This window comes from Corynebacterium ureicelerivorans, assembly GCF_000747315.1.
In the GTDB taxonomy this organism is placed as follows: Bacteria; Actinomycetota; Actinomycetes; order Mycobacteriales; family Mycobacteriaceae; genus Corynebacterium; species Corynebacterium mucifaciens.
In genome coordinates this window covers 176,995-203,570 of the sequence record NZ_CP009215.1, presented here as the reverse complement: position 1 = coordinate 203,570, position 26,576 = coordinate 176,995, and the positions used below count along the sequence as shown (strand labels likewise).

Annotated in this window: 28 protein-coding genes; 8 read left to right on the top strand and 20 right to left on the bottom strand. The window is 65.1% G+C overall.

The features are described 5' to 3' along the window. Positions 1 to 3: 3 nt before the first annotated feature. From CUREI_RS01025 to CUREI_RS01005, 6 genes are all read right to left on the bottom strand, one after another. Positions 4 to 474 (bottom strand): ASCH domain-containing protein, encoded by a 471-nt coding sequence (locus CUREI_RS01025; protein ID WP_038609408.1) that lies wholly within the window; start codon positions 472 to 474, stop codon positions 4 to 6. A gap of 227 nt (positions 475 to 701) precedes the next feature. Continuing rightward, positions 702 to 803, bottom strand: a complete 102-nt coding sequence (locus tag CUREI_RS11865) for a 30S ribosomal protein bS22 (RefSeq protein WP_003855542.1) — start codon at positions 801 to 803, stop codon at positions 702 to 704. Between the two features lie 215 nt (positions 804 to 1,018). After that, the gene (locus CUREI_RS01020) at positions 1,019 to 1,210 is read right to left on the bottom strand and encodes a helix-turn-helix domain-containing protein (RefSeq protein WP_038609405.1); all 192 of its coding nucleotides are present in this window, start codon (positions 1,208 to 1,210) and stop codon (positions 1,019 to 1,021) included. Positions 1,211 to 1,382: 172 nt separating this feature from the next. Continuing rightward, positions 1,383 to 2,195: a pyrroline-5-carboxylate reductase gene (gene proC / locus CUREI_RS01015; protein ID WP_038609402.1), complete on the bottom strand. Its 813-nt coding sequence runs from the start codon at positions 2,193 to 2,195 to the stop codon at positions 1,383 to 1,385. Between the two features lie 7 nt (positions 2,196 to 2,202). Then, on the bottom strand, positions 2,203 to 2,973 hold the full coding sequence (locus CUREI_RS01010; protein WP_038609399.1) for a hypothetical protein: 771 nt from the start codon (positions 2,971 to 2,973) through the stop codon (positions 2,203 to 2,205). Further along, on the bottom strand, positions 2,973 to 3,938 hold the full coding sequence (locus tag CUREI_RS01005) for a Ppx/GppA phosphatase family protein (RefSeq protein WP_038613617.1): 966 nt from the start codon (positions 3,936 to 3,938) through the stop codon (positions 2,973 to 2,975). The genes CUREI_RS01010 and CUREI_RS01005 overlap by 1 nt, the downstream gene beginning before the upstream one ends. A gap of 33 nt (positions 3,939 to 3,971) precedes the next feature. On the opposite strand from CUREI_RS01005, the gene CUREI_RS01000 reads away from it, so the two are divergent. Beyond that, entirely contained in the window at positions 3,972 to 4,880 is a 909-nt protein-coding gene (locus CUREI_RS01000) for a hypothetical protein (RefSeq protein ID WP_038609396.1), read from the top strand. A 6-nt stretch (positions 4,881 to 4,886) separates the two neighbouring features. On the opposite strand, the gene CUREI_RS00995 is transcribed toward CUREI_RS01000, so the two are convergent. From CUREI_RS00995 to CUREI_RS00985, 3 genes are read right to left on the bottom strand one after another with little or no spacing between them, the layout of a single operon-like run. After that, the gene (locus CUREI_RS00995; protein ID WP_038609393.1) at positions 4,887 to 5,576 is read right to left on the bottom strand and encodes a response regulator transcription factor; all 690 of its coding nucleotides are present in this window, start codon (positions 5,574 to 5,576) and stop codon (positions 4,887 to 4,889) included. 1 nt (position 5,577) lies between these two features. Next, positions 5,578 to 6,747 (bottom strand): sensor histidine kinase, encoded by a 1,170-nt coding sequence (locus CUREI_RS00990; RefSeq protein WP_038609390.1) that lies wholly within the window; start codon positions 6,745 to 6,747, stop codon positions 5,578 to 5,580. Between the two features lie 27 nt (positions 6,748 to 6,774). Further along, complete coding sequence (locus tag CUREI_RS00985) at positions 6,775 to 7,521, bottom strand: phosphoglyceromutase (protein WP_038613615.1); 747 nt, start codon at positions 7,519 to 7,521, stop codon at positions 6,775 to 6,777. Between the two features lie 123 nt (positions 7,522 to 7,644). On the opposite strand from CUREI_RS00985, the gene CUREI_RS00980 reads away from it, so the two are divergent. After that, entirely contained in the window at positions 7,645 to 8,793 is a 1,149-nt protein-coding gene (locus tag CUREI_RS00980) for a chymotrypsin family serine protease (RefSeq protein WP_051952106.1), read from the top strand. A gap of 11 nt (positions 8,794 to 8,804) precedes the next feature. On the opposite strand, the gene mshA is transcribed toward CUREI_RS00980, so the two are convergent. Together mshA and CUREI_RS00970 are read right to left on the bottom strand one after the other, a co-directional pair. Then, a complete protein-coding gene (gene mshA / locus CUREI_RS00975; protein WP_038609387.1) occupies positions 8,805 to 10,067 on the bottom strand; it encodes a D-inositol-3-phosphate glycosyltransferase in 1,263 nt (420 codons plus the stop codon). A gap of 43 nt (positions 10,068 to 10,110) precedes the next feature. Beyond that, positions 10,111 to 11,112: a MinD/ParA family ATP-binding protein gene (locus CUREI_RS00970; protein ID WP_407919148.1), complete on the bottom strand. Its 1,002-nt coding sequence runs from the start codon at positions 11,110 to 11,112 to the stop codon at positions 10,111 to 10,113. 157 nt (positions 11,113 to 11,269) lie between these two features. On the opposite strand from CUREI_RS00970, the gene CUREI_RS00965 reads away from it, so the two are divergent. Beyond that, complete coding sequence (locus tag CUREI_RS00965) at positions 11,270 to 12,958, top strand: long-chain-fatty-acid--CoA ligase (RefSeq protein WP_038609384.1); 1,689 nt, start codon at positions 11,270 to 11,272, stop codon at positions 12,956 to 12,958. Between the two features lie 39 nt (positions 12,959 to 12,997). Then, a complete protein-coding gene (locus CUREI_RS00960; RefSeq protein WP_038609381.1) occupies positions 12,998 to 14,734 on the top strand; it encodes a long-chain-fatty-acid--CoA ligase in 1,737 nt (578 codons plus the stop codon). 106 nt (positions 14,735 to 14,840) lie between these two features. On the opposite strand, the gene CUREI_RS00955 is transcribed toward CUREI_RS00960, so the two are convergent. After that, positions 14,841 to 15,905, bottom strand: coding sequence for a UDP-N-acetylmuramate dehydrogenase (locus CUREI_RS00955; protein WP_051952368.1), 1,065 nt, complete (start codon positions 15,903 to 15,905; stop codon positions 14,841 to 14,843). Here CUREI_RS00955 and CUREI_RS00950 point away from each other — a divergent pair. From CUREI_RS00950 to CUREI_RS00940, 3 genes are read left to right on the top strand one after another with little or no spacing between them, the layout of a single operon-like run. Continuing rightward, the gene (locus tag CUREI_RS00950; RefSeq protein WP_038609379.1) at positions 15,867 to 16,358 is read left to right on the top strand and encodes a DUF2505 domain-containing protein; all 492 of its coding nucleotides are present in this window, start codon (positions 15,867 to 15,869) and stop codon (positions 16,356 to 16,358) included. The genes CUREI_RS00955 and CUREI_RS00950 overlap by 39 nt on opposite strands. 53 nt (positions 16,359 to 16,411) lie before the next feature. Then, positions 16,412 to 17,164, top strand: coding sequence for a class I SAM-dependent methyltransferase (locus tag CUREI_RS00945; protein ID WP_236627233.1), 753 nt, complete (start codon positions 16,412 to 16,414; stop codon positions 17,162 to 17,164). A gap of 10 nt (positions 17,165 to 17,174) precedes the next feature. Next, complete coding sequence (locus tag CUREI_RS00940) at positions 17,175 to 17,939, top strand: LmeA family phospholipid-binding protein (RefSeq protein ID WP_038609373.1); 765 nt, start codon at positions 17,175 to 17,177, stop codon at positions 17,937 to 17,939. On the opposite strand, the gene CUREI_RS00935 is transcribed toward CUREI_RS00940, so the two are convergent. The 8 genes from CUREI_RS00935 to CUREI_RS00895 form a co-directional block, all read right to left on the bottom strand. Beyond that, positions 17,927 to 18,205: a DUF2516 family protein gene (locus CUREI_RS00935; protein ID WP_038613607.1), complete on the bottom strand. Its 279-nt coding sequence runs from the start codon at positions 18,203 to 18,205 to the stop codon at positions 17,927 to 17,929. The two genes, CUREI_RS00940 and CUREI_RS00935, sit on opposite strands and share 13 nt — an antisense overlap. 41 nt (positions 18,206 to 18,246) lie before the next feature. Further along, positions 18,247 to 18,792: a CGLAU_01105 family protein gene (locus tag CUREI_RS00930; RefSeq protein ID WP_038609370.1), complete on the bottom strand. Its 546-nt coding sequence runs from the start codon at positions 18,790 to 18,792 to the stop codon at positions 18,247 to 18,249. Positions 18,793 to 18,807: 15 nt separating this feature from the next. Then, positions 18,808 to 20,091 (bottom strand): DUF445 domain-containing protein, encoded by a 1,284-nt coding sequence (locus tag CUREI_RS00925; RefSeq protein WP_038609368.1) that lies wholly within the window; start codon positions 20,089 to 20,091, stop codon positions 18,808 to 18,810. A gap of 90 nt (positions 20,092 to 20,181) precedes the next feature. Continuing rightward, positions 20,182 to 21,524 (bottom strand): IS3 family transposase gene (locus tag CUREI_RS11860; RefSeq protein ID WP_236627221.1). Its coding sequence is split into 2 segments (ribosomal slippage): positions 20,182 to 21,083 and positions 21,083 to 21,524, totalling 1,344 coding nucleotides; the frame shifts between segments, so codons are not numbered across the junction. 109 nt (positions 21,525 to 21,633) lie between these two features. Next, positions 21,634 to 22,002 (bottom strand): hypothetical protein, encoded by a 369-nt coding sequence (locus tag CUREI_RS00910; RefSeq protein ID WP_038609365.1) that lies wholly within the window; start codon positions 22,000 to 22,002, stop codon positions 21,634 to 21,636. Positions 22,003 to 22,057: 55 nt separating this feature from the next. Continuing rightward, on the bottom strand, positions 22,058 to 22,807 hold the full coding sequence (locus tag CUREI_RS00905; protein WP_038609363.1) for a succinate dehydrogenase/fumarate reductase iron-sulfur subunit: 750 nt from the start codon (positions 22,805 to 22,807) through the stop codon (positions 22,058 to 22,060). Then, positions 22,807 to 24,885 carry a fumarate reductase/succinate dehydrogenase flavoprotein subunit gene (locus CUREI_RS00900; protein WP_038609360.1) on the bottom strand — a complete coding sequence of 693 codons (2,079 nt, stop codon included), beginning with the start codon at positions 24,883 to 24,885 and terminating at the stop codon, positions 22,807 to 22,809. The genes CUREI_RS00905 and CUREI_RS00900 overlap by 1 nt, the downstream gene beginning before the upstream one ends. 21 nt (positions 24,886 to 24,906) lie before the next feature. Beyond that, entirely contained in the window at positions 24,907 to 25,680 is a 774-nt protein-coding gene (locus CUREI_RS00895) for a succinate dehydrogenase cytochrome b subunit (protein ID WP_038609358.1), read from the bottom strand. A gap of 255 nt (positions 25,681 to 25,935) precedes the next feature. On the opposite strand from CUREI_RS00895, the gene CUREI_RS00890 reads away from it, so the two are divergent. Beyond that, a complete protein-coding gene (locus tag CUREI_RS00890) occupies positions 25,936 to 26,400 on the top strand; it encodes an SRPBCC family protein (RefSeq protein ID WP_038609355.1) in 465 nt (154 codons plus the stop codon). Positions 26,401 to 26,576: the final 176 nt, after the last annotated feature.

Below are 26,576 nucleotides of genomic sequence, written 5' to 3'. Positions count from 1 at the left end.
GGCTCAGCGACGGGTGCTGGGCCACGGCTCCAGTGGCCGGGTCGGGTAGCGCTCATCAACGGTAAAGCGTTGGCACACCACTTGAGTGTCATCGTTGATATCAAGCTCTCCGATGTACTGCACGAATTCTGGTGACCGCCAATACCGTTCATGCCCAATTCGCCATTCGTTGGCGTCGGCGTAGCCCTCTCCCTCGGCGATGGCATGCTCGTCACCCACGTCCGCCAGCCGACAAACCTGCATGTCGGTCGTACGGATGATGCACACGACGTTGTCATGTGAATCAAGGACGGCCTCGAGAGAGCCCACTTCCTCGTCGAACTGGTAGTCCTTGGGATATTCAATCAGCAACGATGCCGTCGCGGTTTTAGTGCCGTCCAAGATTGCTTGGACAAGAGCGTCCCGAAGCGGGCCCGGGAAAGCAAACTCGCCACGAGGCAGCTCCGAAACGGGTTCCAACGCGTCCTGAGTCATACGGCCATTTTACGTAGCCAAAGGCGGCGCCCCGTGCGCGTGTCCAGGCCCTGGTTCCTGACCGTCTGGTTGGGTGTAAGCCGGTTAGCGCATCAGGCTGGCGAAGCCCTTCCGCGCCCAGATTATTCAGCAACGCGTCAGCCTCCGCTACCACCGAATCGCTTTGCAGGGCCGGGACAAGACAACACAAAGCCCGCCTCCGTAAATGGAGGCGGGCGACACACGGCTTACTTGCCGAGCTTGCGGCGCTGCACACGGGTGCGGCGCAGCATCTTGCGGTGCTTCTTCTTGGACATGCGCTTGCGGCGCTTCTTAATCACTGAACCCATGGGGTTACCTCTTTTCTGCGTTTAAGTACGTACGTACGCGGCCGGCGCAACCGCTTCCGCGGCTCGTGGAAGGTGCACACTCCCACAGAAAGTGGCCGACCTGAACATGCAAAGCATACCGGCAGGGCAGTTCAAGGCCAAAAACGAAAAGCCCGCCCCGCCTGAAACTGGCGGCGGCGGGCGGGCGGTAGATCCTGCGAACGGACCCGGAGCGACTATCCCACGTCGTAGACGGAGGACTCCAGGTACTCGCTCACTGCCGTTTCGTTCACGCGGAACGAGCGACCCACGCGCACGGCGGGCAGCTCTCCGGAGTGAACGAGGCGGTAGACGGTCATCTTGGAAACGCGCATGATCTCGGCGACCTCGGCGACCGTCAGAAACTCTCCTTTATCTTCATTAACCACTGAATTCTTACCTCTCGGCACGCAAACGCGCTGCAGGCTTCCCCTCCCGCAGGACGAACACGCACGTGCTTGCACCACACTAACGTGAATTCAGCGCCAAGTGCGACTTATGTGCTGGAAATTTTTCAATGTGCTGGCAGTACACATACAGAAACGTTTGTGAAAGTTGGGGTCACGCCTTGCCCAGTTCCTCCGAGCGCCTCGCGCAGATTTCTGTCGCCCGGTAGAACGCGCCGCGCAATCCCGACTCCTCCAGCTCCCGGATTGCGCGGACAGTCGTGCCCGCGGGCGACGACACGTTCGCACGCAGCTGCACCGGACTGTCACCGCCCTCCAGCATCGCGCCCGCTCCTGCAGCGGTTGCGCACGCCAGCTGCTCGGCCATGTCGCGTGGGAGACCAAGGGACACGCCAGCGTCGGTGAGCGCCTCGGCCACCAGGAAAAAGTAGGCCGGCCCGGAGCCGGAGATAGCGGTCACCGCGTCCATCTGCGATTCGCTCACTTCGACGACTTGCCCCACGGCGGACAGCAACTTAACGACGTCGCTTCGCTGGTTCCCGTCCACAAACCGCCCGCACGCGACGGCTAGAACACCTTTGCCCACCACCATGGGCGTATTCGGCATCACCCGCACGGTCGGGGTGCCTGCGGCAGAGACAGCACCGTCCATCGCGGCGAGGGTGATACCGGCGGCCAGCGACACGAGCACGGTGGACGAGCCTGAGTTGATGAGCTCCTCGCCCACGTCCGCGATCACGTCGAGCACCTGCCCAGGTTTCACGCACAGCAGGGCAACGTCCGCGTCGCGGACGGCTTCCCGGTTATCGGCGGTCGTGCGCACGCCGTAGCGTTTGGCGAGCTCGGCGCTCCGCTCCTGCGACCGGCTGGTGGCCGTAATAGCGGCCGGGTCGACGCCGGAGGCCACCAGCCCAGAGATCAGCGCCTCGCCGATGTTGCCTGCCCCGATAACGGCAATGCGTTCCATTTCGCGCCTACAGCAGCGCCGGGCCGAACGCCATGACAGCCGCTGCCAGGCCAGCAAACACCATGGTCAGCTTGTCGCGGCCCGTAGCCATTGCGCCGACGGCGGCGACCACGGCTGCGACTGCCGCGACGCCCAGCAGCGCCGCCACGACTGAGGCCGTGTTCGCCCACAGCCAGGAGAAGGCCAGGAAGCCCAGCACGCCGAGCAGGACGCCGGCGAATACGAGCAACACCAGAAGGATCGGGTTCACCGACGCATCTTCCACTTCGGTGGATTTGACCGGCTCGAGCTCGTCGGCCTGCGCCTTAGCGGGCTCGGTCCTGTCGCCCTGCTCGACCCGTTCAACCCGTTCAACCCGTTCGACCTCAGCCTCCTTGTTCTGCGGCTCGGGTGCCTGCACCGCGCGGATCTCGCTGGTGTCGTCCGGCTGTGCAGGCGCCGGCTTCGCGGCGGGCTCCGCCGTGACCTTCCGCAGCACCGTCGTCTCCTCGTTGGAGGGCTGGGGCTTCGGAGACGGCGCCGGTTCCTTGGCGGGCTTGTCCTCCGGCGCCTCGGCCTCGGCCGGTGTGGGGGTGTCCGAAGGTGCGTCGATAGGCACGCTGGAGTGCTTCACCTCGACCGGTTTGACGTCGACCTTCTTGAAGGAGTCGGTCAGTTCCGCGACGGAGACGCCGCCATCTTCCAGGCTGCGGCGGCGGCGCGGGCGACGGTTGGTGTCCGAGTTGCCGTTTTCAGCGCGCGCGAGGAGTTCGGCGACAGTGAGCTGTTTGTCGGCCATCAGTTGTCGTCTCCTTTATCGGCTTTGGTGTGGGCTTCCAGGGCACCCTGGTCAATGCGCTTCAAGATGACGCCCTCGCGCAGCGCCCACGGACAGATTTCTAACTTATCAACATTCAGCGCCCGCATCGCGGCTTCGGCAACCAGCGCACCTGCGACAATCTGGTGCGAGCGGTCAGCGTTAATGCCCTCGAGCTCCGCACGGTCCGCGGCCGTCATGCGGGAGATGAACGCGATGAGCTGGCGCAGACCCGGCGCGGTGAGCGTGCGCTGGACAAACGGGCCGGCCGATGACGGCGCGGCGCCGGTCAGGCGAGCCAGCGAGCGGAACGTCTTCGAGGTGCCCACGGCTAGGCCGGCCTCTCCCAGCGCCTTGAACTGCTCGGCGGGGCCGGCCAGCTCAGCGTCGATGTAGTCGCGCAGCATATTGATCTTCTTGCGCTCTGGCGGGTCGGTGTCGAACCATTCGTGTGTGAGGCGGCCAGCGCCCAGGTCGAGCGAGACCGCCAAGTCCGGCATCTCCTCGGTGCCGGTGGAGATTTCCAGCGAGCCGCCGCCGATGTCGAAGTTGGTGATGCGCCCGGCGGACCAGCCGTGCCAGCGGCGCGCGGCAAGGAAGGTCAACTGCGCCTCTTCTTCTCCGGAGAGAATGTTCAGCTTCACGCCGGTCTTCTTCTCCACGCGCTTGAGCACCTCGTCCGAGTTGGTCGCTGAACGCACCGCGGAGGTGGCGAAGGCGAGCAGCTCCTCGCACTTGAGGTTGGCCGCGAGGTCGGAGGCCTCCTGGACAGCGTCGACGAGCTTGTCCACGCCCTTGTCCTCGATGTTGCCCTTCTTGTCCAGCAGCTCAACCAGCCGCAGCGGCTGCTTCCAGTCGCTCATCGGGGTCGGGCGGCCGCCACTGTACGCATCGACCGCCACGAGATGGATCGTGTTGGAGCCGACGTCTAATACACCTAATCGCACCACCACAGGGTAACGGGTCTACCGTGTCCAGGTGTGAATCAACCAGCCCCGAAACCCGTTTTTCTCGGCTTCCCTGCGGACTCGCCCGCAGGCCGTTCCATCCTCGCCGGCCGTGAGACCCGCCCCGATTTCCCCCGCGAATGGTTCGAGTTTGTCCACCCGGACGACCCGCACCACATCTTCTCCATCGACCTGACTTGGGCCGAGGCCACCTGGTCGTGCCGCTTTGGCACCCCGGAGTGCCACGGCATCGACGAGTCCAACCCGTCCGTCGGCTGCTGCATCCACGGCGCATACATTGCGGACGAGGAGGACCGCGACACTGTCTATAACGCAGTCAAGGACATGCCGGCGAAATACTGGCAGCTGCGCCCGGCGGAAACGGACGCCTACTTCGTGGCGAACGACCCAACGTGGCTTGAGCCGTGGCTGGAGTGGGACGAGGAGGAAGACGCGCTCGATCCCGACACCGAGGATGAAGACGCCGGCCCCCACATTAAGACCAAGGTCGTGGACGGCGCCTGCATCTTTGCCAACCGGCCCGGCCACCCCACCGGCGCGGGCTGTGCATTCCACCAGTTCGCCATGGCGGAGGGGCGCAACATCGTGGGCACAAAGCCGGAAGTGTGCTGGCAGGTTCCGTTCTCACGCGAGGACGCGTGGGAGGAGCGCACCGACGGCCAGGAAATCCTGCGCACCACCATCGGCGAGTACCACCGGCGCCAGTGGGGCGGCGGCGGTGAGGACTTCGACTGGTGGTGCACCTCAGCGCCCGCCTGCCACACTGGCGGCACGCCCATCTGGCAGTCCATGAAAGACGAGCTCATTGCCCTGATCGGGGAAAAGCCGTACGCGATCGTCGCCAAGCACTGCGAAAAGCGGGCGACGCTTGACGACGACCTTCGGGCCGTCCACCCAGCAACCAAGGCCGCGCACGAGTAGGCGCCGTTACGCCTCGAACTTGTAGCCCAGCCCGCGGACGGTGACCAGCTGGGTGGGGCGCGACGGCTGCGCCTCGATCTTCGTGCGCAGGCGCTTGACGTGGACGTCCAAGGTTTTGGTGTCGCCGACGTAGTCTGCGCCCCAGATCCTGTCGATGAGCTGGCCGCGGGTAAGCACCCGGCCAGCATTGCGCAGGAGGTACTCCAGCAGATCGAACTCTTTGAGCGGCATGGGCACCGGCTGGCCGTCCACAAGCACAGTGTGGCGCTCCACGTCCATGGTGACGCGGCCTCCCTGCAGCAGCTGGTCGTCGACTTCTTCGACCACTTCAGTTTCGGGTCCGCGGCGCAGCACCGCGCGGATGCGGGCGACCAGCTCGCGGGTGGAATAGGGTTTGGTGACGTAGTCGTCCGCGCCCAGCTCTAGGCCCACGACCTTGTCAATCTCGCTGTCGCGCGCGGTGACCATAATGATGGGCACGGACGATACTGCGCGCAGCTTTTTGCACACCTCGGTGCCGCTCATGCCGGGCAGCATGAGGTCTAGCAGCACGAGGTCGATGTCCTCGGACGCGAACAGGTCCAGACCCGCTTGGCCGTCGGCGGCCACAACCGCCTCGAAGCCCTCCTTGCGCAGCAGGTAAGCCAGGGGGTCGGACAGGGACTCCTCGTCTTCAACGATAAGAATGGTCGTCACTTCACTCTTCCCTTTCTGTTCTGCTGGAGGCCTCCGGGTCATACACGGGCAGCTCGATGGTGAACGTGGATCCCGTTCCCAGCCTGGACCACAACGTAATGCTACCGCCATGGTTCGCCACCACATGCTTCACGATGGCCAAACCCAAGCCCGTACCGCCCGTGGAGCGCGAGCGGGCCTTGTCCACGCGGTAAAAGCGCTCGAACACGCGCTTTTGGTCCTCCGGGGCGATACCGATGCCGCGGTCTGTGACCCGGATCAGCACGACGTTGTCGCGCACCAGCTTCTGCGTCACGCTCACCGGCTGCCCGCTCGGGGAGTAGTTGACGGCGTTGGCGATCAAGTTGGACACCGCGACGGTGAGCAGGGCCTTATCCGCCATCACGCGCAGGCCCGTGCGTTGCCCGCGGGTCAACTCGATGCCGCGGTTCTCGGCGGTGACCAGGTTGCGGCCCACCGCGTCGTCAACGATGTCGTCCACCCGCACCGGCGCCATATCCGGCAGCGCTTCCGCGCCCTGCAGCTTGGATAGGGAGATGAGGTCCGTGATCATCTCCCCCATGCGCTGGGCCTCTTTGTGCAGCTTGGTGCCGAAGTACTCCACCATCTCCGGGTCGGTGGGATCTTGCAGCATCGCCTCCGCCAGCAGGGAGATGCCGCCAACCGGTGTTTTCAGCTCGTGGGAAACGTTGGCCACGAAGTCGCGTCTGGCGCTTTCCATGCGTACGTTCTCAGACTCGTCGGAGCCGTAGACGATGGCGTAGGAGTTGTCCGTCAGCGTCAGCGGGGCCACCAGCGCGCGCACGTTGCGGATGCGGCTGCCGGTTGTGCGCTGCGGCAGATCCAAGTCGAGCACGTGCTCTTCCTGGTCCTCGAAAACCCGGGCCGCGACCTCAAGCACGCGGGGGTTGACGCTGCCGTCGTGGACCAACGACATGTCGTGGGCACGAGCGTTTGACAGCACTACGTTTCCGGCGCGGTTGATCACCGCGATGCCGGTCGGCGAGCCCTGCGTGACCAAGTGCAGCACCTGGCTCACCGTGTTGACCGTGGTGTCCTCTCCGCCGTTATCCGCCCGATTGCGGGCGCGCCAGCGCAGCGCCCGCTGGCCGAGCAGCACAGCGGGCACCGTCAGCACGGCACCGATGAGAAAAGCGAGTATCGGTGTCACGTGTGCTTCGAGGCTTCCCGCAGGTCCCTACTTCTGGCCCTGGTTCGCCACCGCGGCGGCGCCGGCCTCGGCGGCCTCCGGGTCCAGGTAGGTGCCACCGGGGTTGAGTACCGAGCCGTCGGCATCGATCTCGTAGACCAACGGCATGCCAGTGGGAATATTCAGGCCGGCGATGTCCTCGTCGGAGATGTTGTCCAGGTACTTCACCAGCGCGCGCAGGGAGTTGCCGTGCGCGGCGATCATGACGTTCTTGCCCGCCATCGCCTGCGGCGCAATGACGTCGATGTAGTACGGCAGGAAGCGCTCGACAACGTCCTTCAGGCACTCGGTGCGCGGCACCTCCGGCAGGAACGCGTAGCGCGGGTCGTGGGTCTGCGCGTACTGGTTGTCCGTGTCGATCTCCGGCGGCGGGGTGTCGTAGGAGCGGCGCCACTCCATGAACTGCTCCTCGCCGAACTCCTCGCGGATCTCCGCCTTGTTCAGCCCCTGCAGCTTGCCGTAGTGGCGCTCGTTGAGGCGCCAGCTGCGCTCCACCGGGATCCAGTGGCGGTCTGCCGCGTCGAGCGCGATGTTCGCGGTGCGGATGGCGCGGCGCAGCAACGAGGTAAACAGCACGTCCGGCAGGACTTGCTTTTCGACGAGCAGCTTGCCGGCGTTGACCGCCTCGGCCTCGCCCTGCTCGGTCAGGTCCACGTCCACCCAGCCGGTGAACTGGTTCGACTTATTCCACTCGCTCTGCCCGTGGCGGACGAGAATCAGCTTTCCGTTACCCATAGCCTCAAGCATGCCACGGATAGGAACGCGCGTCGGAGGTTGCTCGCCCGAACATGAAAACAAAGTGTGCGGGCCGTCGTGAGTCCCATAATTCCTGCCCATGTTTGCTATAAGATAATTTTCATGCGTTCGCGTCTTCGTAAATCCGCCGTCGTCTTCACCGTGGCCGCCGCCATGGCCTCTCAACCGTTGTCCACAACCGCGGTCGCCCAGCCCGCGTTGGTAGCACCCGGCGCGCCCATGCGCGCGTTCCCAGTGGAGGCGCCTGAAACCCTGGAGCTTCTCACCGGGCAAACGCTGACGGTGCCGCACGACGCCTGGGCCTCCACATGTTCACAGGGCCCCACCGGCACACTGCACCTGCCAGGTCAGGCGCCGCAACGTGTGATGCTCACGGCATCCCACTGCGTGAACACGATGCCGAACCTGCCGGAGATCAAAAACGAATTCCTCGTGCCGGTCGGCTCGGAGTATCGGCGTATCGGCGAGCGCGTGGCATCGAACCACGTCAAACCCGAGGCGATGAATCTCAGCGCACCCATGGAAACCATTCGCACCGCCGATTGGGGCGTTATCAGCATCGACGCGGAATTAACCGACACCAGCCTCACACACTCCCGCGCCTATGACGGCGCCGTCACCGGTGAGCCGGTACAGCTCACGCACATCCGAGACTTCCGCACCCTGTCACCTGGCGAGGTTTCCGCTGATAACTTCGGCCAGCCCATCTGCAAGGATGGCGCGACCACCGGCCGCAGCTGCGGCACGCAGATCGGACGGACCCGCAATGGCGTGTACAGCTGGGGGCTGAACTACGTGCAGGGGGATTCAGGTGGCGTGAACTTCGACCCGAATGACGGCGCAGTTATCGGCGTAACCTCCATGGTTCTCGGCCCGCTGGGCAAGGCCCAGCCTGCGGACCGCATTATTGAAGACGCCTACGGCATCCCCGACGGACACGTCAATGATGTGTTTAGCGTCACCGACTCAACCGCCCCGCGCGCGGATTTCACCACTTCTGGTGCGGAGGAGCAGCGCGTCGAGGCGGAGATCGAGCGTCTCAATCCTGACGTGACGCCACCAGTGCCTCGCGACGAGCTCCGCAAAGCCGTCGGCGAGGCACAACACGAGGCCGTGAACTTTGCACAACAGGCCGCGCGGGGCGAGTTTGATCCAGCCGAGGTAAACCAGGCCGTGTCCCACCACTCAGAAAGGATCGGCTACTGGGGAGGCGCCTTCATCGCTGACGAGATCACTAAAGCTCTACCCTAAGTTCCGCCCGCTTACATCCCGCCGGCGTTCCGGGTGGCCACACCTGGGACGTACCCATCCAGCGTGTCGGCGTAGACCTCCAGTAATTTCTCCGCCGACGCGGACCAGCTAAATGCCCGCGCGTGGGCGACGGCCTGTTCGCCCATGCGGACGCGCACGGGGTCGTCGATAAGCAGCTGCTCCAACGCGGCCGCCCACGCCTCGGTGCTGTGGCCCTGAACGAGCACACCGGTCTCGCCGTCCGCGACAGCGAGCGGCAGCCCGCCCGCCCGCGCGGCGATCACCGGCGTGCCCGCGGCCTGGGCCTCCACGGCGACGAGGCCGAAGCTCTCGTTGTAGCTGGGCACAGCGACGATGTCCGCCGCCTGGTAGATGCTGACCAGTTCCTCCGGGGGCCTGGGCCCGAGGAAACGCGTGCAGCCCCCGACCCCTTCCTCGGCGGCGAGCTCCCGGTACCGCTCGACGGAGGAGCCTGCCCCGCTGGCCCCGCCACAGAGAATGACCCGCAGCGGGCCGCCGACACGGCCCCGCCGCACCACCTCACCCATCGCGCGGATGAGTACCTGCGGCCCTTTGAAATCCTGCAGCCGCCCAACAAAGGCCACCACCTTCGCGTGCAGGGGAATGCCCAGATGGCGGCGAGCCAGCTCCGTGTTGCGGTTCGTGCCCGGGGTGAACAACTCCGTGTCCGCGCCGGGGCTGACAACGGAAATCTTCGCCGGGTCCACGTCGTAAAAGCGCGCGAGCTCGCTCGTTTCTTCCGGGGTGTTGACCACCAGTACCTCGGCGTTGTCCACCAACTGCTGCTCGCAGATCCGACGCGCCTCAGACTCGGGGGAATCCGCGCCGGACGCGTTCTTCACCGCGGCCCACGTGTGCCCCGTGTGCACCAGCGGAATGCCGGCAAGATCCGCCAGCAGCCACCCCACCTGTCCGGAGAGCCAGTAGTGGGAGTGGATCAGGTCGTAGGAGAGCCCGTTCGCGCGGACAAACTGCACCACCCCGCCGGAGAACGCGGCGAGCTGGGTGGGCAGATCGCCTTTTTCCAGCCCCTCGTACGGCCCGGCCACGATATTGATCACCCGGTAGCCGGGCGCGACCTGCACCACCTCGCCCTGGCTGGGGCGGGTAGCGCGCGTGAACACGTCCACCTGCACGCCCTTGCGCGCGAGCTGGGCGGCGGTGTTGTGGACGTAGACGTTCATACCGCCCGCGTCGCCAATCCCCGGCTGTTCCAGCGGGGAAGTGTGCATGGAGATCATGGCGACGCGCATGCGGGCAAGAGTAGCGCGCCGCGTTCGTGCGCGTCAGTGCACGTCAGTGCGCGGCGTGACGGTGCCAGGAGCCGAAGTCGGCGGCGACTGTGGCCGCAAGGTGCTGGTAGGCCGACAGGGTCGCGGGCGCCATGCGCTCGAGGTCCACCACCGCCCCCTCCGCCAGGTGGCGGTCGTACGGAATCGCGTGCACGGCGCGGGTGCGGGAGGCGAAGTGGTCGGTGACCTTCGCCATGTCAATTGTCGGTTTGCCCGGCGCGCCCGCGGAGACCACCACGACGGCGTTGGCAGCCAGCTGGTCGTAGCCGTGGAGGTTGAGCCAGTCCAAGGTGGCGGAAGCCGACTGGGCGCCGTCGAGGGCGGGCGAGGTGACGAGGACGAGCGTGTTGGCTAGGTCGAGCACTCCGGCCATGGCGGAGTGCATGAGCCCCGTGCCGCAGTCGGTGAGAATGACGTTGTAGTGGTGCTGCAAGATGTCGATGGCCCGGCGGTAGTCGCTTTCAGAAAACGCCTCGCTCACCGCCGGGTCGCGTTCAGAGCCGATGACCTCCAGCCGCGACAGCGCCTGGTTGGTGTAGGCGCGCACCTGCGGGTAGCGGTCCGTGCCCGGCGCGCACAGGAGGTCGCGAATGGTCGCCGGCGGGGCGGTGGCGGCGCGCTGGGCGAGGGTGCCCAAGTCCGGGTTGGCGTCGATGGCGATGACGCGGTCGCCGCGGGTCTGCGCGAACACGCCGCCGAGTGCGACCGTGGTGGTGGTTTTGCCCACGCCGCCTTTCAGGCTCATCACCGCGATGCGGTAGTCGCCGCGCAGGGGTGCCCGGATGGCGTCGAAAAGCTGCTGCTCTTCCAGCTCCTGCCTGGAGCCGCCAGGGTTAATGCGCCCGCGCGTGGCGGTGTGCACGAGTTTGCGCCAGCCCTGTTTCGGCGGCGACTTCACTGGGTCCACCAGATTGGATTGGTCCAGCACCGCGGGCGGCGTGAGCTCAAGCTCAGGCACCCTCCCGGACTCTCGTGTTGCGCCGGACGGCTTGAAAAAGGTCGTCACTACATCCCCCAGAAAATCCCCCGTTGATGTTCCGCCGCACAGCCTAGAGCACCCCCGCGCGGCGCGCAGCGTGAATGCCTCGCCCACAACTTACGCAACCGTAGGTTAGACTTGCCGCCACATTATTCTGCCCGCCACACACCATCGGAGGAACCCAGTGGGAGCATGTGAAAACCGAGCCTGGATCGGCCACTACGCACCGTGGACAGACCCCAACCCAGACACCGGCACCGAGACGCTGGTCAGCCTGTTCAACCAGGCCGTAGCCACGCAGCCCAACAGCACCGCCACCTGGTTCATGGGCAAGACGCTCACGTACGGCCAGCTCAACGAGCAAGTCGGGCGCGCGGCCGCAGCGCTGACCAAGCTGGGCGTGGGCCCGGGCGACCGTGTTGCCGTGGCACTGCCGAACTGCCCGCAGCACGTCGTGGCGGTCACCGCCATCCTCCGTCTGGGGGCCACCGTGGTGGAGCACAACCCGCTCTACACCGCAGCCGAGCTCGAACCGCAGTTCAACGACCACGGGGCGCGGGTAGCGATAGTCCTGGACAGGGTGGCGGGCACGTTTACGTCCATAAGCACACGCACACCGCTGGGCACTGTGGTCGCCGTGAACATGCTCGAGGAGGTCCCGCTGCACCTGCGCGCCGCGCTCGCGCTGCCGCTGCCCCGGGTGAAGAAGATGCGCGCCGAGCTGTCCCGACCCGCGCAAGGCACGCTCCCGTGGCGCAAATTCATGCGGCAGCGCCCGCGTACGGTGCATTTTCCGCGCGTCACGCAGGACACCCCGGCGTTCATCCTGTACACCTCCGGCACCTCCGGAAGGCCCAAGGGCGCCCCGCTGACGCACGGCAACATCGTCGCGGTGCTCACCGCAGGCTTGCAGTGGCTGGAAAACTGGGGCGCGGTGCGCGAGAAGGTCCTCGGCCTGCTGCCCATGTTCCATATTTACGGCTTAGCGTTGAACTACGCGATGCCGCTGACCATCGGTGCTCAGATGGTCCTCGTCCCGGCCCCGAAGCCGAAGCTTTACCAGGCCGCGATCACGAAAACCCGGCCGACGGTGCTGCCGGGCGTGCCCACGCTCTACGACGCCATCATCGAGTGGGCGCTAAAGACCAAGGCGGACCTTTCGTCGATCCACACCTCCATCTCCGGCGCCTCCACCCTGCCGGCGGAAACCATCGAGCGCTGGGAAACCGCAACCGGCGGGCGCCTCATCGAGGGCTACGGGCTCACCGAGACCTCGCCGATCCTGGCCGGCAACCCCCTCGACGGCACACGCCGCCCCGGCTACATCGGTCTACCCTTCCCCAACACGGAAATCCGCATCGCGGACCCCGACAACCCCGCGCGGACTATGCCCGACGGCGAGCCCGGCGAGCTGCTCGCCCGCGGCCCGCAGGTCTTCTCGGGTTACCTGGGCAACCCCGAGGCAAACGAGCGCGCGTTCCACGACGGCTGGTTCCGCACCGGCGACATGGCCGTGATGGAGGCAGACGGCTGGATCCGACTGGTCGCACGCATCAAGGAAATGATCATCACCGGCGGCTTCAACGTCTACCCCGATGAGGTGGAAGCCATCCTGCGCAGCCACCCGGACATCGAGGACGTCGCGGTGGTCGGGCGCCCGCGCGCAGACGGCTCCGAGGATGTCGTTGCCTGCGTCACGCTTACCGACGGCTCCGCCCTAGACCCCGGAGGGCTCAAGGCGTACGCGCGCGAGCGTCTGACCCGCTACAAAGTGCCGCGCGACTTCTACCACTTTGAGCAGCTGCAGCGCGACCAGACCGGGAAGATCCGCCGGCGCGAGGTGCGCAACACACTACTCACCCTCCTTACGTAACCGTAGGTTTACGGGCGATGTGGGCGTAAGCTGTTGCGCATGGCTCTCACCCCATCCAACGTCAACGAAGAAAAGCCCTGGTTGCAGTACTACCCGGAGTGGACCGCCCACTCACTGGAGTACGAGGATCACACCTTGCGCGATCTCTACCTGAACAACCTGTCCAAGAACGTCTCGCGCATTGCCACCCGCTTTTTCGGGCGCACCCAGACGTTCGGTGAGCTCGACCGAGAGGTGCGCCGGGCCGCCGCCGGCCTGAAAGCCTTCGGCGTGCGCCCCGGAGACCGCGTGGCCGTCATGCTGCCCAACTGCCCCCAACACGTGGCGGCCTTCTTCGCCGTACAGCTCATCGGCGGCGTGGTGGTGGAGCACAACCCGCTCTACACCGCGCACGAGCTGCGCCCCCAGTTCTTGGACCACGGCGCACGCGTTGCCATCGCGTGGGACAAGGCCGCCGACACGCTGGAGCAGCTGCGCGCCGACACCGCGCTGGAGACGGTGGTGAGCGTGAACATGACCAAGGCCATGCCGCGCACGCAACAGGCGGCCCTGCGCATCCCGCTGCCGAAGATCATGGAAGCCCGCTCGGCGCTCACCGCCACCAGCAAGAACACCTCGCTGCACACCGTGCCGTGGGAATCGTTGATCAGCTCCGCCATCGGTGGGCTGGGTGCAGACCTGCGCGCCCCGGAAGGCGTCACCACGGACTCCCCCGCCGTGATCCTCTACACCTCCGGCACCACCGGCACCCCCAAGGGCGCTGCCTTGTCCCACCGCAACCTCATTGCCAACCCGCTGCAGGGCCAAGCATGGGTAAAGGAACTGCAGGAGGGCAACCAGCGCATGCTGGCCACGCTGCCGTTTTTCCACGCCTACGGCCTGACGTTCTCCCTGACGCTGACCATGCTCATCGGCTCCGAGCTCGTGCTCCTCCCCGCGCCGAAGATGGACCTGATCATGAAGGCCATCCGCGTCACGCCGCCCACCTTCGTGCCGGGCGTGCCCACCGTGTTCGAACGCATTGTGAAGACCGCCAGGGACAAGCGCGTGGACCTTTCCGACGTGAAGATCGGCTTCTCCGGCGCTTCCTCGCTGCCCGCCAGCGTGATCGAGGACTGGGAGCGCGCCACCGGCGGCCACCTCGTGGAAGGTTACGGGCTCACCGAGACCTCGCCCATCATCGTGGGCAACCCCGAATCCGCTGAGCGTCGCCCCGGCTACATCGGTATTCCGTTCCCGGACACCCAAATACGCATCGTCAACCCCGACAACCCCGACGAGGACATGCCGTTCGGCGAAGCGGGCGAGATCCTGGCCAAGGGCCCGCAGGTCTTCTCCGGCTACTTCAACAACCCCGAGGCCACCGAGAAGGTCTTCCACGACGGCTGGTTCCGCACCGGAGACATGGGCATCATGGAGGAAGACGGCTTTATCAAGCTCGTCTCGCGCATCAAGGAGCTCATCATCACCGGCGGATTCAACGTGTACCCGGCCGAGGTGGAGGACGTCATTCGCACCCACCCGGACGTCGCCGACGTCGCCGTCGTTGGCCGCCCGCGCGAGGACGGCTCGGAGGATGTCGTCGCGTGCATCGTGCTTAACGACGGCTCCGCCCTCGACCCCGACGGCCTGAAGGACTTCGCCCGCGAGCGGCTCACCCGCTACAAGGTGCCCCGTACCTTCTACCACTTCGACGAGCTGGCGAAGGACCCGATGGGCAAGATCCGCCGCCGCGAGGTCCGCGACGACCTGCTGGCGAAGCTCGCCGAGCGCTAGGGCCTCGCCCCTCATATGGTGAAAACCAGATGGTGAATCCGGCCAAATTTTCGCGTTCTCACCATGCGGTTTTCACCATTTGCGGGCCCGCCGCGGCTGCAGCGGGCTAGAACCCGACCCAGACCGGCTCGGGGTGCAGCTCCACCCCGAACGCCTCGCGCACCTGCGCCTGCACGCGGTGGGCAAGGTCGACGATGTCGGCGGCACGTGCCCCGCCGCGGTTCGTCAACGCGAGGGTGTGCTTGGTGGACAGGCGTGCCGGGGCGTCCTCACCGGGAAAGCCGCGGTGACAACCCGCGCGCTCGATGAGCCACGCCGCTGAGAGTTTTTCCTTGCCGTCGCCGGCGGCGAAGCGCGGCATTGCCTCCTCCCCCACCTGCGCCTCGATTGCGTCGGCCACCGCCAACGGCACCACGGGGTTGGTGAAAAAGGAGCCGGCGGACCACGTGTCGTGGTCTGCGCCGTCCAAGACCATGCCCTTCGCCCGGCGGGTCTCCAACACGGATGCTCGCGCCTGGGCGAGCGGAACGCGCTGGCCACCCAGGTGGCGCAGCGGGATGGACAGGTCGGTGTCGTGCAGCTGCAGCTCAATTTCCAGCACGACCGCGCGGGCAGTGAACTTGAGGTTGGAGTAGCGGTACGCCAGGTCCAAGGCCTCTGCGGGAACCCACTCGTCCACCCCCGTCTGCCGGTTCCACAGCCGCACCCGCGTGAGCACGTCGGCGATCTCGGACCCGTACGCGCCCACATTCTGCACCGGTGTCGCGCCCGCGGAGCCGGGGATGCCGGACAGCGCCTCGATGCCGCCCAGCCCGCGGTCGACGGCGTAGGACACCACCGCGTCCCATTCGGTGCCGGCTTGGACGCGGAGCCGAAGGTCGTCGTCAAGCGCGATGCCCTCGTTGCGCACGAGCACCGCAGCGAGGTCGAGCTCGCCGTCCGCGACAACGAGGTTGGAGCCGCCACCGACGACCAGCAGGGGCGTGCCGCTGCGGTCTAGTTCGGCCACGGCCTCAGCGAGCTGCTCTGCGGTCGTGCACTCGTAAACCGCGGCCGGGGTGCCGCCGATGCGCAGCGTGGTCAGGGAGGCGAATGATGGGGCAGTCACCCCGTCAACGGTAGTCTGTGCCCCATGACTGCACGTAGTGAGATCACTGTGACCATCAACCAGCCCATCGAGAAGGTCGCGCAGGCCTACAGCACCCGCGAGTACTGGGAGTTCATCGCGGAAAAGCTCTCCCCGGAGCCCGGCGAGCTCCACGAGTTCGCGGACAACACCGCGACCCTGTTTGAGATCCTGCCCAAGTCCATCCTCCCCGAGGCCGCCCAGGCGATGGTGTCCCAGGACCTCAAGCTCAAGCGCGTGGTAAACGTCGGCGCGCTTGAGGGCGACACCGCCAAGCACACCATGACCGGCGACGTGAAGGGCACCCCCGTGGACCTGGGCGCGGAGTACACCGCCACCCGCGACGGCGACAACACCACGCTGAACTACGAGCTCGAGGCCAAGGTGAACATCCCGTTCATGGGCGCCGCGATCGAGCCGAAGGTGGCCGACGCGCTCGAAGAGATCGTGGAAAACGAGGCGAAGCTCACCGAGCAGTGGATTAGCGAGAACCTCTAATTCCCCACTACCACAACCTGCGCGCCTCGGCCTCCGCCGGCAAGCCGTACGGGGTGATCACCCGCGGCACCACCGGCGTGAACCGACTCCGCAGGTCAGACCGCTGGACCCGCTATCACCCGCGGGTCCAGTCCCTGTTGCGCGCCGCTGACTCGCCGCTGGCGGTCGACGTGGGCTACGGCGCGTCGCACACCACCACTGTTGAGTGGGCTCGGTGGCTGCGCCAGATCCGCCCCGACGTCGAGGTCGTGGGCTTAGAGATCGACCCAGCGCGCGTGCTCCCGCCCCGCGATGGCGTGCGCTTCGAGCTCGGCGGCTTCGAGCTCGCCGACTACCGCCCGCACCTCGTGCGCGCGTTCAATGTGCTGCGCCAGTACGACGTCGACCAGGTCCCCGACGTCTGGGACACCGTCCGCTCGCGCCTGGCCAGCGGCGGCGTGTTCATCGAGGGCACCTGCGACGAGCTGGGCAGACGCTGCGCTTGGTTGCTTATCGACGCCTCCGGCCCCCAAACCCTCACCCTGAGCTGGGACCCGCACCACACGGCCAAACCCTCCGATGTGGCGGAACGCCTGCCCAAGGCCCTGATCCACCGCAACGTGCCCGGCGAACCCATCCACCAGTTCCTCACCGATGCCGACGCGGCCTGGGACCGTGCCAGCGGCTGGGACCCGCACGGGCCCCGCGTGCGGTGGCGCCACGCCTTGGAGGACCTCGCCGCCCACTGGCCAATCGCACCCCAGCGTCGCCGGCTGCAGGACAACACCGTCACCGTAGACTGGCGAGCAATCGCCCCCGCTTCGTAAACTGGCCTGCATGAAAACCGCATGGAAAGTAGCCCTCTCAATCGTTGCGGCGGTCCTGCTGCTCTTCGCCGTAGCGGAAGTGGGCATCCGCACCTTTGTGGCGAAGCAAGTCACCTCCGAGGCGCCGGAGGGCACTTCGGTCTCCTTCGGCGCAAGCCCGGTGACCCTCGGCCTCTTGGGCGGAAAATTTCCCCACATGACGGTGGACCAGCAATCCGACCTGGTAATCGACGGCGATCACTTTTCCGGCACCCCGGCAGCCGTGGTGGACATGGACAACGTCCAGCTCAACGACGGCGACCCGGTGGCGGAATCCCTGCACCTGACCACCGAGCTGCCCAACGATTTTGTCCGCGCCATACTGAACCAGCAGCTCAAGGAGCAAATGGGAGACAGCTTCCTGGCCGACGTGATCACCGTTTCCGACGTGGTGTCGAACCCCGATGCCGGCACGTTCACCATCGTGTTCACCTCCGGTGCGGCCGGTATCGAGCTCCAGCCTGTGATGCAGGACGGCCAGCTGACGTTCCAGGCGCGCAGCACCGAACTGTTCGGCTTCGCGCTTCCCGACGACGTCGCCCAGGCCATTAGCTCCGCCATGTCCGAGGGCGTCGCGCAAGAGGCCACCGGCGGGATGAACGTGGAGGACTTCACGGTCATCCCCGGTGGCCTCCGGGTCAGCGTCGCCGGCAGCGACATCAAGTTCTCGGAGCTGGAGCAGCTGCAGCAAACCGAGCAGCTCCAGCAGGACGGGCAGCCGAGCTACCAGTCGTAGCTGCCGCCCACAATGCGCTTGATCTGCGGGCGCACGTCGAAGAAGTAAATACCAATCGCCACCGCACCGAACCAGGCGATGAACGGGAAGCGCAACAGGCACGCGAGGGCGGCCAGAACGAGGATGCCCACCCAGGCACCCTTGGACTGGCGGTTCGCCGCGTCAAACGCGTCGGCGCGGGTGGTGCCTGCCATGACAGCCCCGACGATGCCCGCGATGCCCACCGCGAGCATGAGCACCACGCCCACGCGCGAGGGAATCAACATGATCTGGTGAATTTGGCTGACGGTGGCGGTATCCATAACTCCTACTTCAGGTCCTCGACATTCACGGTCTCACCGTTGTCTTTGCCGGCATCGGCGTCGTCGATGATCTCGCCGTCGATGATATCGTCGTCCGATTTCCCACCCGTGAACTGGTCCTGAATTCGCCCGACCAGGCCGTCGAAGCGGGAGCGCAGGTCTTCGACCGCGCCCTCGATGCCGTCGGTCTGCGTGTTTTCCAGACGCTCGTTGAACGTCGCTCGTGCGTCGTTGATGGTGCCGCGCAGCTTCGCTTTCACATCGTCGGTGAACTGGATGTCGCGCTCGCGGAAGTTGTTGAACAGCTTCTCCGCCTCGTCGGCGAAGTTGGTAGCCGCGCCGCGGACTTCACCCTCGGTCGAGGCGGAGCTGAGGTTCTGGCGCGCTTCCTCGGTGGCCATCTTGAACTTGTCCGACAGCTCGCCGGTGGCCTTGCTGAACGCGGCGCCGATGGAGGAACCCGCCGCGAGCAGCGCGTCCCCGGCCTCGCGGAGGTTGGAACGAATCTCGCTGTCCTTGCCGTTCGTGTTGTCAGAGGTCTGGTCAGTCATGGTGCACTCCTTGCGTTAGTAAAAAAGCAGTTGCGACACAGTGTAAATAGCTAACCCGGCGAGCGCACCGACGATCGTGCCGTTCAGGCGGATGAACTGCAGGTCCTTGCCCACCATGAGCTCGATCTTGTCGGCCGCCTCCTCCCCGTCCCAGCGCTCGATGGTCTCCGCGATGATGCCAACGATCTGGTCCGCGCCGTTCTCCGCCGCGAAGTGCGTGGCTTTTTCCAGGGCACGCTCGGCGTCGGCGCGCACCGAAGGGTCGTCCACAAGCTTTCGGCCCCACTCGCGCGCAGATGCGGCCGCCTTCCGGCGCAACGCGCTTTTTTCATCGGACGCCTGGGAGACGATTGACGACGAGAGCTGCTCCCAAATCCCGCCCGCGGCCGAGCTGACAGCGGCGGAGCCCATAACGTCCGCTTTGAGCGCCTCCACACGCGAGATCATGTCACCATCGAATTGCAGGTCGTGGGCGAACTGGTGCATCTGGCGACGGATTGCGCGGCGGGCCTCGTGGTGTTTGTTCGTGTCCACGTCCTCCATGAACGCGACCATTTCGTCGTAGACGCGCTGGCCCACCAGCTCCTTCGCAAATCGCGGCGCCCACCGCGGCATCCGTTCGTCGATCATGGTGACGACGGTTGCCTCCATGCCATCGACCTTCCGGCGGCCCCAGGCCACAATATCGTCCACTACCGGGTCCACCTTGCCGTCGGCGATGAGACCCTCCAGCACCCTGCCCAGCGGCGGCGCCCAAATCGGCTCCGCCAGCCTGTCCACGAGCTGGGTGCGAATGAACGCTTCCGCCCCGGCCGGGTCGATCCCCTGCACCATCCGGACCGTGAATGTGCCAGCTTTCTCGCTCACGCGCGCTGCGTTCTCCGGCTGCGCCAACCACCTGCCGACCCGCTCCGGGATGCCCGCACCCATCACCTTGTCTGTGATGGTGCGCGCGTTGAGAAAGTTCTCGCTCACGAATTCGCTGAGCACCCCGGCGACCTGGTCCTTCTTGTTCGGAATGATGGCGGTGTGCGGGATGGGGATGCCCATGGGATACCGGAAGAGCGCTGTGACCGCGAACCAGTCCGCCAGCCCGCCCACCATGCCAGCCTCCGCGGCGGCGCGAACGTAGCCGATCCACGCTGCGTCATTGCCCCGGGACTGGGCCCAGGAGCACGCGATAAAAATTACCGCCATCAAGGCCAGCAGGCTCGTCACCGCGATCTTGTGGGTGCGCAAAATACGGCGCCGCTCCGCCTCGTTGGTCGGAGTGGGCATCATCGCATGCTGCTGGCTCATGCCCATGATTAAAGCAGGCGCCCCGACACGGCCACGAAACATGCCCCCTTCGCAGGTGAACTAGCCCCCGAAAGTTGGACTGGTTTAATTCTAGGCGGTGAGGGCTTCAAGGGTCTGATTCCGATATTGCATCGGGGTCAGGCCCTTGAGTCGTTGTTGGACGCGTTCGGTGTTGTACCACCCGATGTACTCGTCGATCGCTTGGTTGAACTCCTCGACGGTGTCGAAGACTTCACCGTGGTACATCTCTGTCTTCAAGTGTCCAAAGAAGTTCTCCATGACCGCGTTGTCGTAGCAGTTGGCTTTTCGCGACATCGACTGAACACCACCGTTGTCGCCGATCAGGTCACGCCAGGAGGCATGCTGGTACTGGAAGCCTTGATCGGTGTGCATCATCCACCCGGGTTCAGGCGCACACGCCGCGATTGCCTTGGATAAAGAATCGGCGGTAAAGGCTATCGACGGCGATGTGGCAACGGTGTGAGCGACGATGGAGCGGTCGAACAAGTCCATCACCGGTGACAGGTATATCTTGCGGCCTGCGACCCTGAACTCGGTGACGTCGCTGACAAAGACGGTATTCGGCTTATCCGGGGTGAACTTGCGGTCAAGTGTGTTGTCAGCGATGTGGCTGATCGTCCCAGCGTAGGAAACATACGGCCTGCGTTGGCGGATCTTGGCTCGAAGACCCATCTCGCACATGAGTTTGTAGACGAGTTTGTGGTTGACCACCCAGCCCTGGTTACGCAGGTCCAGCAGCACCCGCCGGTAGCCATAGCGATGCTTGTTGCGTTCGAAGCTTTCCCGGATCGCGTCTTTGAGCACAGCATGTTTATCTGGCTCGTTGAGTCGTTTCTGGTGGTAGAAGAATGTCGACCGTGGGATGCCAGCGGCGTCTAGGAGGTACTCCAAGCGGTGGTGCGACTTGAGGATGACGATCGCTTGAACTTTCAGGCGCGTCCCTGATTCCTCAAGTCCCGCAATTTTTTTAGATAAGCGTTTTCCGCTTCCAACCGTGCGATCTGACGGCGCAGCTTCTCTTCTTCTGTAAGCCGCTTCAGTGCGGTCGAGCCTTTGGGTCTGCCCTTCGGCTTCGGCATTAGCGCCTCATCGCCGCCTTTGCGCCATTTCCAGGACCAATCTTTGACGAGTTGGTCTGACGACAGGCCAAACTCACGTGCAAGATCCATCCTTGTCTCGCCGGCAAGGTGGCGTTGGACAACTTCCTTCTTGATCTCGAACGAATACTGCTGCTTAGTCGGTTTCTCCACAAGACATAGCCTGCCACGCAGCTGAAACCGCCGATAGAGGTTGCGTATTGCGCTTGTCGAACCCCCGACGATGTTCGCAGCTGCTCGGTATCCCATGCCCCGCTCGAAACACTCCACCAACTGCTCACGCTGCTCTTCACTCAGCGAACTTCGCGCTCTCAAAGAAAACTACTCCCCACTAGTCGGTAACTGATTTCTCAGTCCAACTAATGGGGAGCAGTTCACAGGTGGAGGGGGCATTTTGAACGGGCGTGGTGCGCCAGTTGCCGGTCTAGTTTCGGCGGCCGGTGCGCTTACGGTACTCCTTGTAGTCCTTGCGGCCCATGGAGATCAGCACGCCGCCAGCCACACCGGTGATTACGGCCTCAGCGATGCCCAAGATGAGCAGGCGTTCAGCCAAGTCGTGGGTCTGGGAGCCGAAGCCGAAGGCCATTGCGCCGGCGCCCCACACGGCCAAGCCGATGCCGAAGAGCGTGGACAGAAGCAGGCCCATGGCAACCCACGTCTTAGTGCGAGACAGCGAAGCGTGCGGCGCACCGAGGGAGACCGGGTCATAGCCCTCGATATAGGTGTCCTCAATGCGGCCGGTGTACTCCGGGTAGGACTCGTTGCGAATGTCTGCAACTGCGGTGGAACCCATTGTTTCTGTTTCCTTCTTCAGCGTCTGGAGCTACTGGTACGAGTATACGACAGCCCTAGTCGTCGCCGCCCTTGAAGGCAGCACGGGCGCGCTCGGCGTTGATGGCGCCGACGGCATCGAGCGGGATGCCGGCCGGGCACACGTCGGCACACTCGCCGTAGAGCGAGCAGTGGCCGAAGTTGGTCTCCAGCTCGTCGACCATCTTGCGCGCGCGGCGGGAGCGCTCCTGCTTGCCCAGCGGGAGGAGCTTGAGGTGCTTCAGCTTCGCGCCGGTGAACAGGTGCGCGGCACCGTTCGGGCACGCCGCCACGCAGGCGCCGCAGCCGATGCAGGCGGCGTAGTCCAGCGCGGTCTCCGCGTCGTGGTGGTTGACGGCTAGCGTGTCCGCGTCAGGGGCGGTACCGGCGTTGATGGAGACGTAGCCGCCCTGCTGCATCACGCGGTCCAACGCGGAACGGTCCACGGCCAGGTCCTTGATCACCGGGAACGCGCCGGAGCGGAACGGCTCGATCTTCAAGGTGTCGCCGTCGTTGTAGTTGTGCAGGCGCTGCAAGCAGGCCGTGGTGTTCTGGCCTGCCCCGTGCGGGCGGCCGTTGACGGTCAGGCCACAGGTGCCGCAGATGCCTTCGCGGCAGTCGGAGGCGAAGACGAACGGCTCCTTGCCCTGCTCGACGTAGGTCTCGTTCACGTGGTCGAGCAGCTCCAGAATGGACATCTGCTCCACAGCGTCGTCGACCTGGACGGTCTCGAAGCTGCCCTCGGTGTCAGGACCAGCCTGGCGCCAGATTTCAAGTGTCAGTTTCATTACTTGTAGTTCCTTGCCATCAGCGGGATCGAATCAAAGTGCAGGGGTTCTGCGTGGCGGATGAACTGGCCTTCGCCGGCCGGCTCCCAGGCCGACACGAAGCACCAGTTCTCGTCGTCACGCTCGGCCTCGCCGTCGTCGGTGAGGTGGTCCATGCGGTAGTGCGCACCGCACGACTCGTCGCGGTCCAGAGCGTCGATGCACATCAGCTCACCGAGGTTGATGTAGTCGACGAGGCGTAGTGCCGCCTCGAGCGTCTGGTTCATGTCATTCGGGGAGCCCGGGACGGAGATGTTGGCCCAGAAGTCTTCGCGCAGCGCGCGGATCTTCCGGATGCCTTCTTCCAAGCCCTCCACGGTGCGGGACACGCCGCAGTGCTCGTAGAGGATCTCGCCGAGCTGCTCGTGGAAGTGCTCCGGGCCGTGCGGCTCCGGGCCGCGGATGGACATGATGCGCTCAATGCGCTCGGTGACCTCGGCCACCACATCCTGCGCCTCGCGGGAGTCCTCGGGCAGCGCCTCCTCGCCGAGGTGACCGGCGAGGTAGTTCGGCACCGTGAACGGCAGGGTGAACCAGCCGTCGACAGAGGCGGACAGCAGCGAGTTGGCACCCAAACGGTTTGCACCGTGGTAGGTCCAGGAGCACTCGCCTGCGGCGAAGAGGCCGTCGATGGAGGTCATCTCGTTGAAGTCCGTCCACAGGCCGCCCATGGTGAAGTGGACGGTCGGGGCGATACGCATCGGGGCCTTGTACGGGTCGTCGCCCGTGGAGTCTTCGTACATCTCGAAGAGGTTGGAGTAACGCTCGCGGATGGTGTCCTCACCGAGGCGCTCGATGGCGTCGGAGAAGTCGAGGTACGCCGAGTTGTGCAGCGGGCCCACACCGTAGCCGGCGTTGAGCTGCTGGGAGATTGCTCGCGACGCCACGTCGCGGGGCACGAGGTTGCCGAAGGCCGGGTAGCGACGCTCCAGGAAGTAGTCGCGGTCCTCTTCCGGAATCTCGTTCGGGTCGCGGTCGTCGCCCTTTTCCTTCGGGGTCCAGATGCGGCCGTCGTTGCGCAGGGATTCCGACATCAGCGTCGTCTTCGCCTGCCACTTCGCGTTGACCGGCAGGCCGGTCGGGTGGAACTGCACGAAGCACGGGGATGCGAGGTACGCGCCGCGCTCGTACGCCCGCATCATGGCGGAGGCGTTGGAGTTCTTCGCCAACGTGGTCTTGTGGTACACGTTGCCGTAACCGCCGGTGGCGAGGATGACGGCGTGGCCGGTGAACGGCGCGATCTCACCCGTGATCAGGTTACGGGTGACAATGCCGTCGCAGTGCTGCTTGCCGTCCTTTTCGGTGACGATCAAATCCATCAGGTCGTGGTGGGTGAAGATCTCCACGTTGCCCAGGTGGATCTGGCGCTGCAACGACGATGCGGTGGACAGCTGCAGCTGCTGGCCTGTTTGGCCGCGGGTGTAGTACGTGCGCGAAACCTGCACGCCGCCGAACGAACGCGTGGCGAGGGTACCGCCGTACTCGCGGGCGAACGGGGCGCCGATGGCGTTCATGTGGTCGATCACGCGGACGGACTCGATAGCCAGGCGCCAGCAGTCGGATTCGCGGCAGCGGTAATCGCCGCCCTTGACGGTGTCCTTGGTGTGGCGGTACGCGCTGTCGTTGTCCACCTTCTTGCCACGGGCGGAGTTCACGCCGCCCTGAGCTGCGATCGAGTGGGCGCGGCGCGGCGCGTCGTGGTAGGTGAAGGCCTTGACGTTGTAGCCCAGCTCGCCCAGGGCTGCGGCGGCTGCGCCGCCGGACAGGCCGGTACCGACGACCAGCACGGTGAACTTGCGGCGGTTCAGCGGCGACACCAGGTTCATGTGGTCTTTCTGGTACTGCCACATGTCCTTCATGCGAACCTCGTCGCGGTTCGGCTCGTTGGCCTCGAGGACGTTACCCGGGGTCACGCCAGCGGCGGCGGACTCGGGCTGGCGGAAACCGCCGGTGCGCTGCTGGCCCGCGGCCTCGGCGGAGTTCTGTTCCCCGCCGTTGGCCCCCTGGGCCCCGGAAAGACCGGAAATAGAGGTAGTCATAGTTGTTCTCCTAAAAAGCCGTTACCGGGAAAAACCCGGGACCCAGCCGAACGCGATGGCGAGCGGCATAACAACGTTGCCTGCGACAACGATGAACGGGAGGATGTACGCGAGGACGATCATCAGGCCCGCGCCGCGCTTGCCCAGCCAACCCAGGTCGGACACTGCGAGGTAAATGCCGTGGGTCAGGTGCAGCAGCAGCGCCAGGTTGGCAATGACGTACACGAGGGTGACCCACCAGCGGCCGGGGGCGAAGGTGGCGAGCATGTTGTTGCGCACCGCGCCGTGGACGAACTCGTCAGAGGCGACTGCCTGACCGAAGGTGAGGTCCAACAGGTGGAAGATGATGAACAGCAGCAAAATGACGCCGGTGACCAGCATTGCCCGGGTGGCGGTGGACTGCCAGCCGCCCATCAGATTGGTGCGCTGGAAACGCCCGCGGGACTTAGAGGAACGCGCGCGCAGTGCGAATGCGCCCCACACGTGCAGCACCAAGCAGGCCAGCAGGACGATACGGACGATCCACAGGAAACCGGAGCGCGGGAACAGCGGCTCGCCGATTGTGCGCAGGAACTCGCCGTAGTCGTCGATCGGCGCGGAGCCGTCGATGTTCAGCGGCATGAAAATCTTCAGGTTTCCCACCATGTGGCCCAGCACGAAGAGACCGAAGATGAGGCCGGTAATGGCCATGGTCAGCTTGATTGCCCAGGTGGGGTAGGACGGCCGCTCGCGCAGCGGCTTTTCAGTGATTTTTCCGTGACGAATGGCTTCACGGTCTGCGTTTTGTACAGTCATGGCACCTCCAGTGTCGGTAACACTCTAGGAGATCGGCCCCGCCCATTCACACCGGATTCGCAGGCGTGACCGAGCCCCAACCCCACCTTGAGCCCCACATGCAGCAATCCGGCGCATTTGTGACATTCGACACTTGTTTGCCCCGCGGCTTGCGAATCCACAGCCCCCACCCCTTTCAGTGTCAATCTTTTGGTTGTTAGTACGTCCTAACCCGCTCGCCGACCCGAGCGGCCAAAAATCGGTACGCTGAACGGCATGGCTATTGACAAGAACACTGAAAGCTCCGCAACCCGCCAGATCGACGCCCCCGCGGCCGCGATCTTCGACATCCTTTCCAACCCGCAGCGCCACGCCGAGACCGACGATTCCGGCATGGTCGTCTCCGCTGACCAAGGCGAGCGCCTGGAGAAGGTCGGCGACATCTTCACGATGAACATGACCAACAAAGACGGTGACTACCAGACCAAAAACGAGGTCTTCGCTTTCCAGGGGGACCGCATCATCGGCTGGAAGAACCTGAAGAACACCACCTCTGAGGTGACCGTCGGCGCGAAGTGGCTCTACGAGCTCGAGCCCATCGATGCCGACAACACCAACGTCACCCTCACCTACCAGCGCGACGAGCTGGAGGAGAACCTGCTGTCCATGTCCGAGACCTTCGACGACGAGTTCCTGGCAAAGTCCCTCGACTCCCTCGCCGAGGCAGTAGCAGGCGCGTAAGCCCTAGCTTTACGACGTCACCAAAGGCGGCCCGCCGGGCCCAGCGCCCGGCCGGCCGCCTTTCGCATGCCCGCCCTCCCCGCCCGCTCTCCTAATCTGCTAGTTTCCCAAATTTGCGAACTAGCAGATCAACTGTCCAACTTTTCGTTTCCGCAGTTGATATCGGCAACGACTTT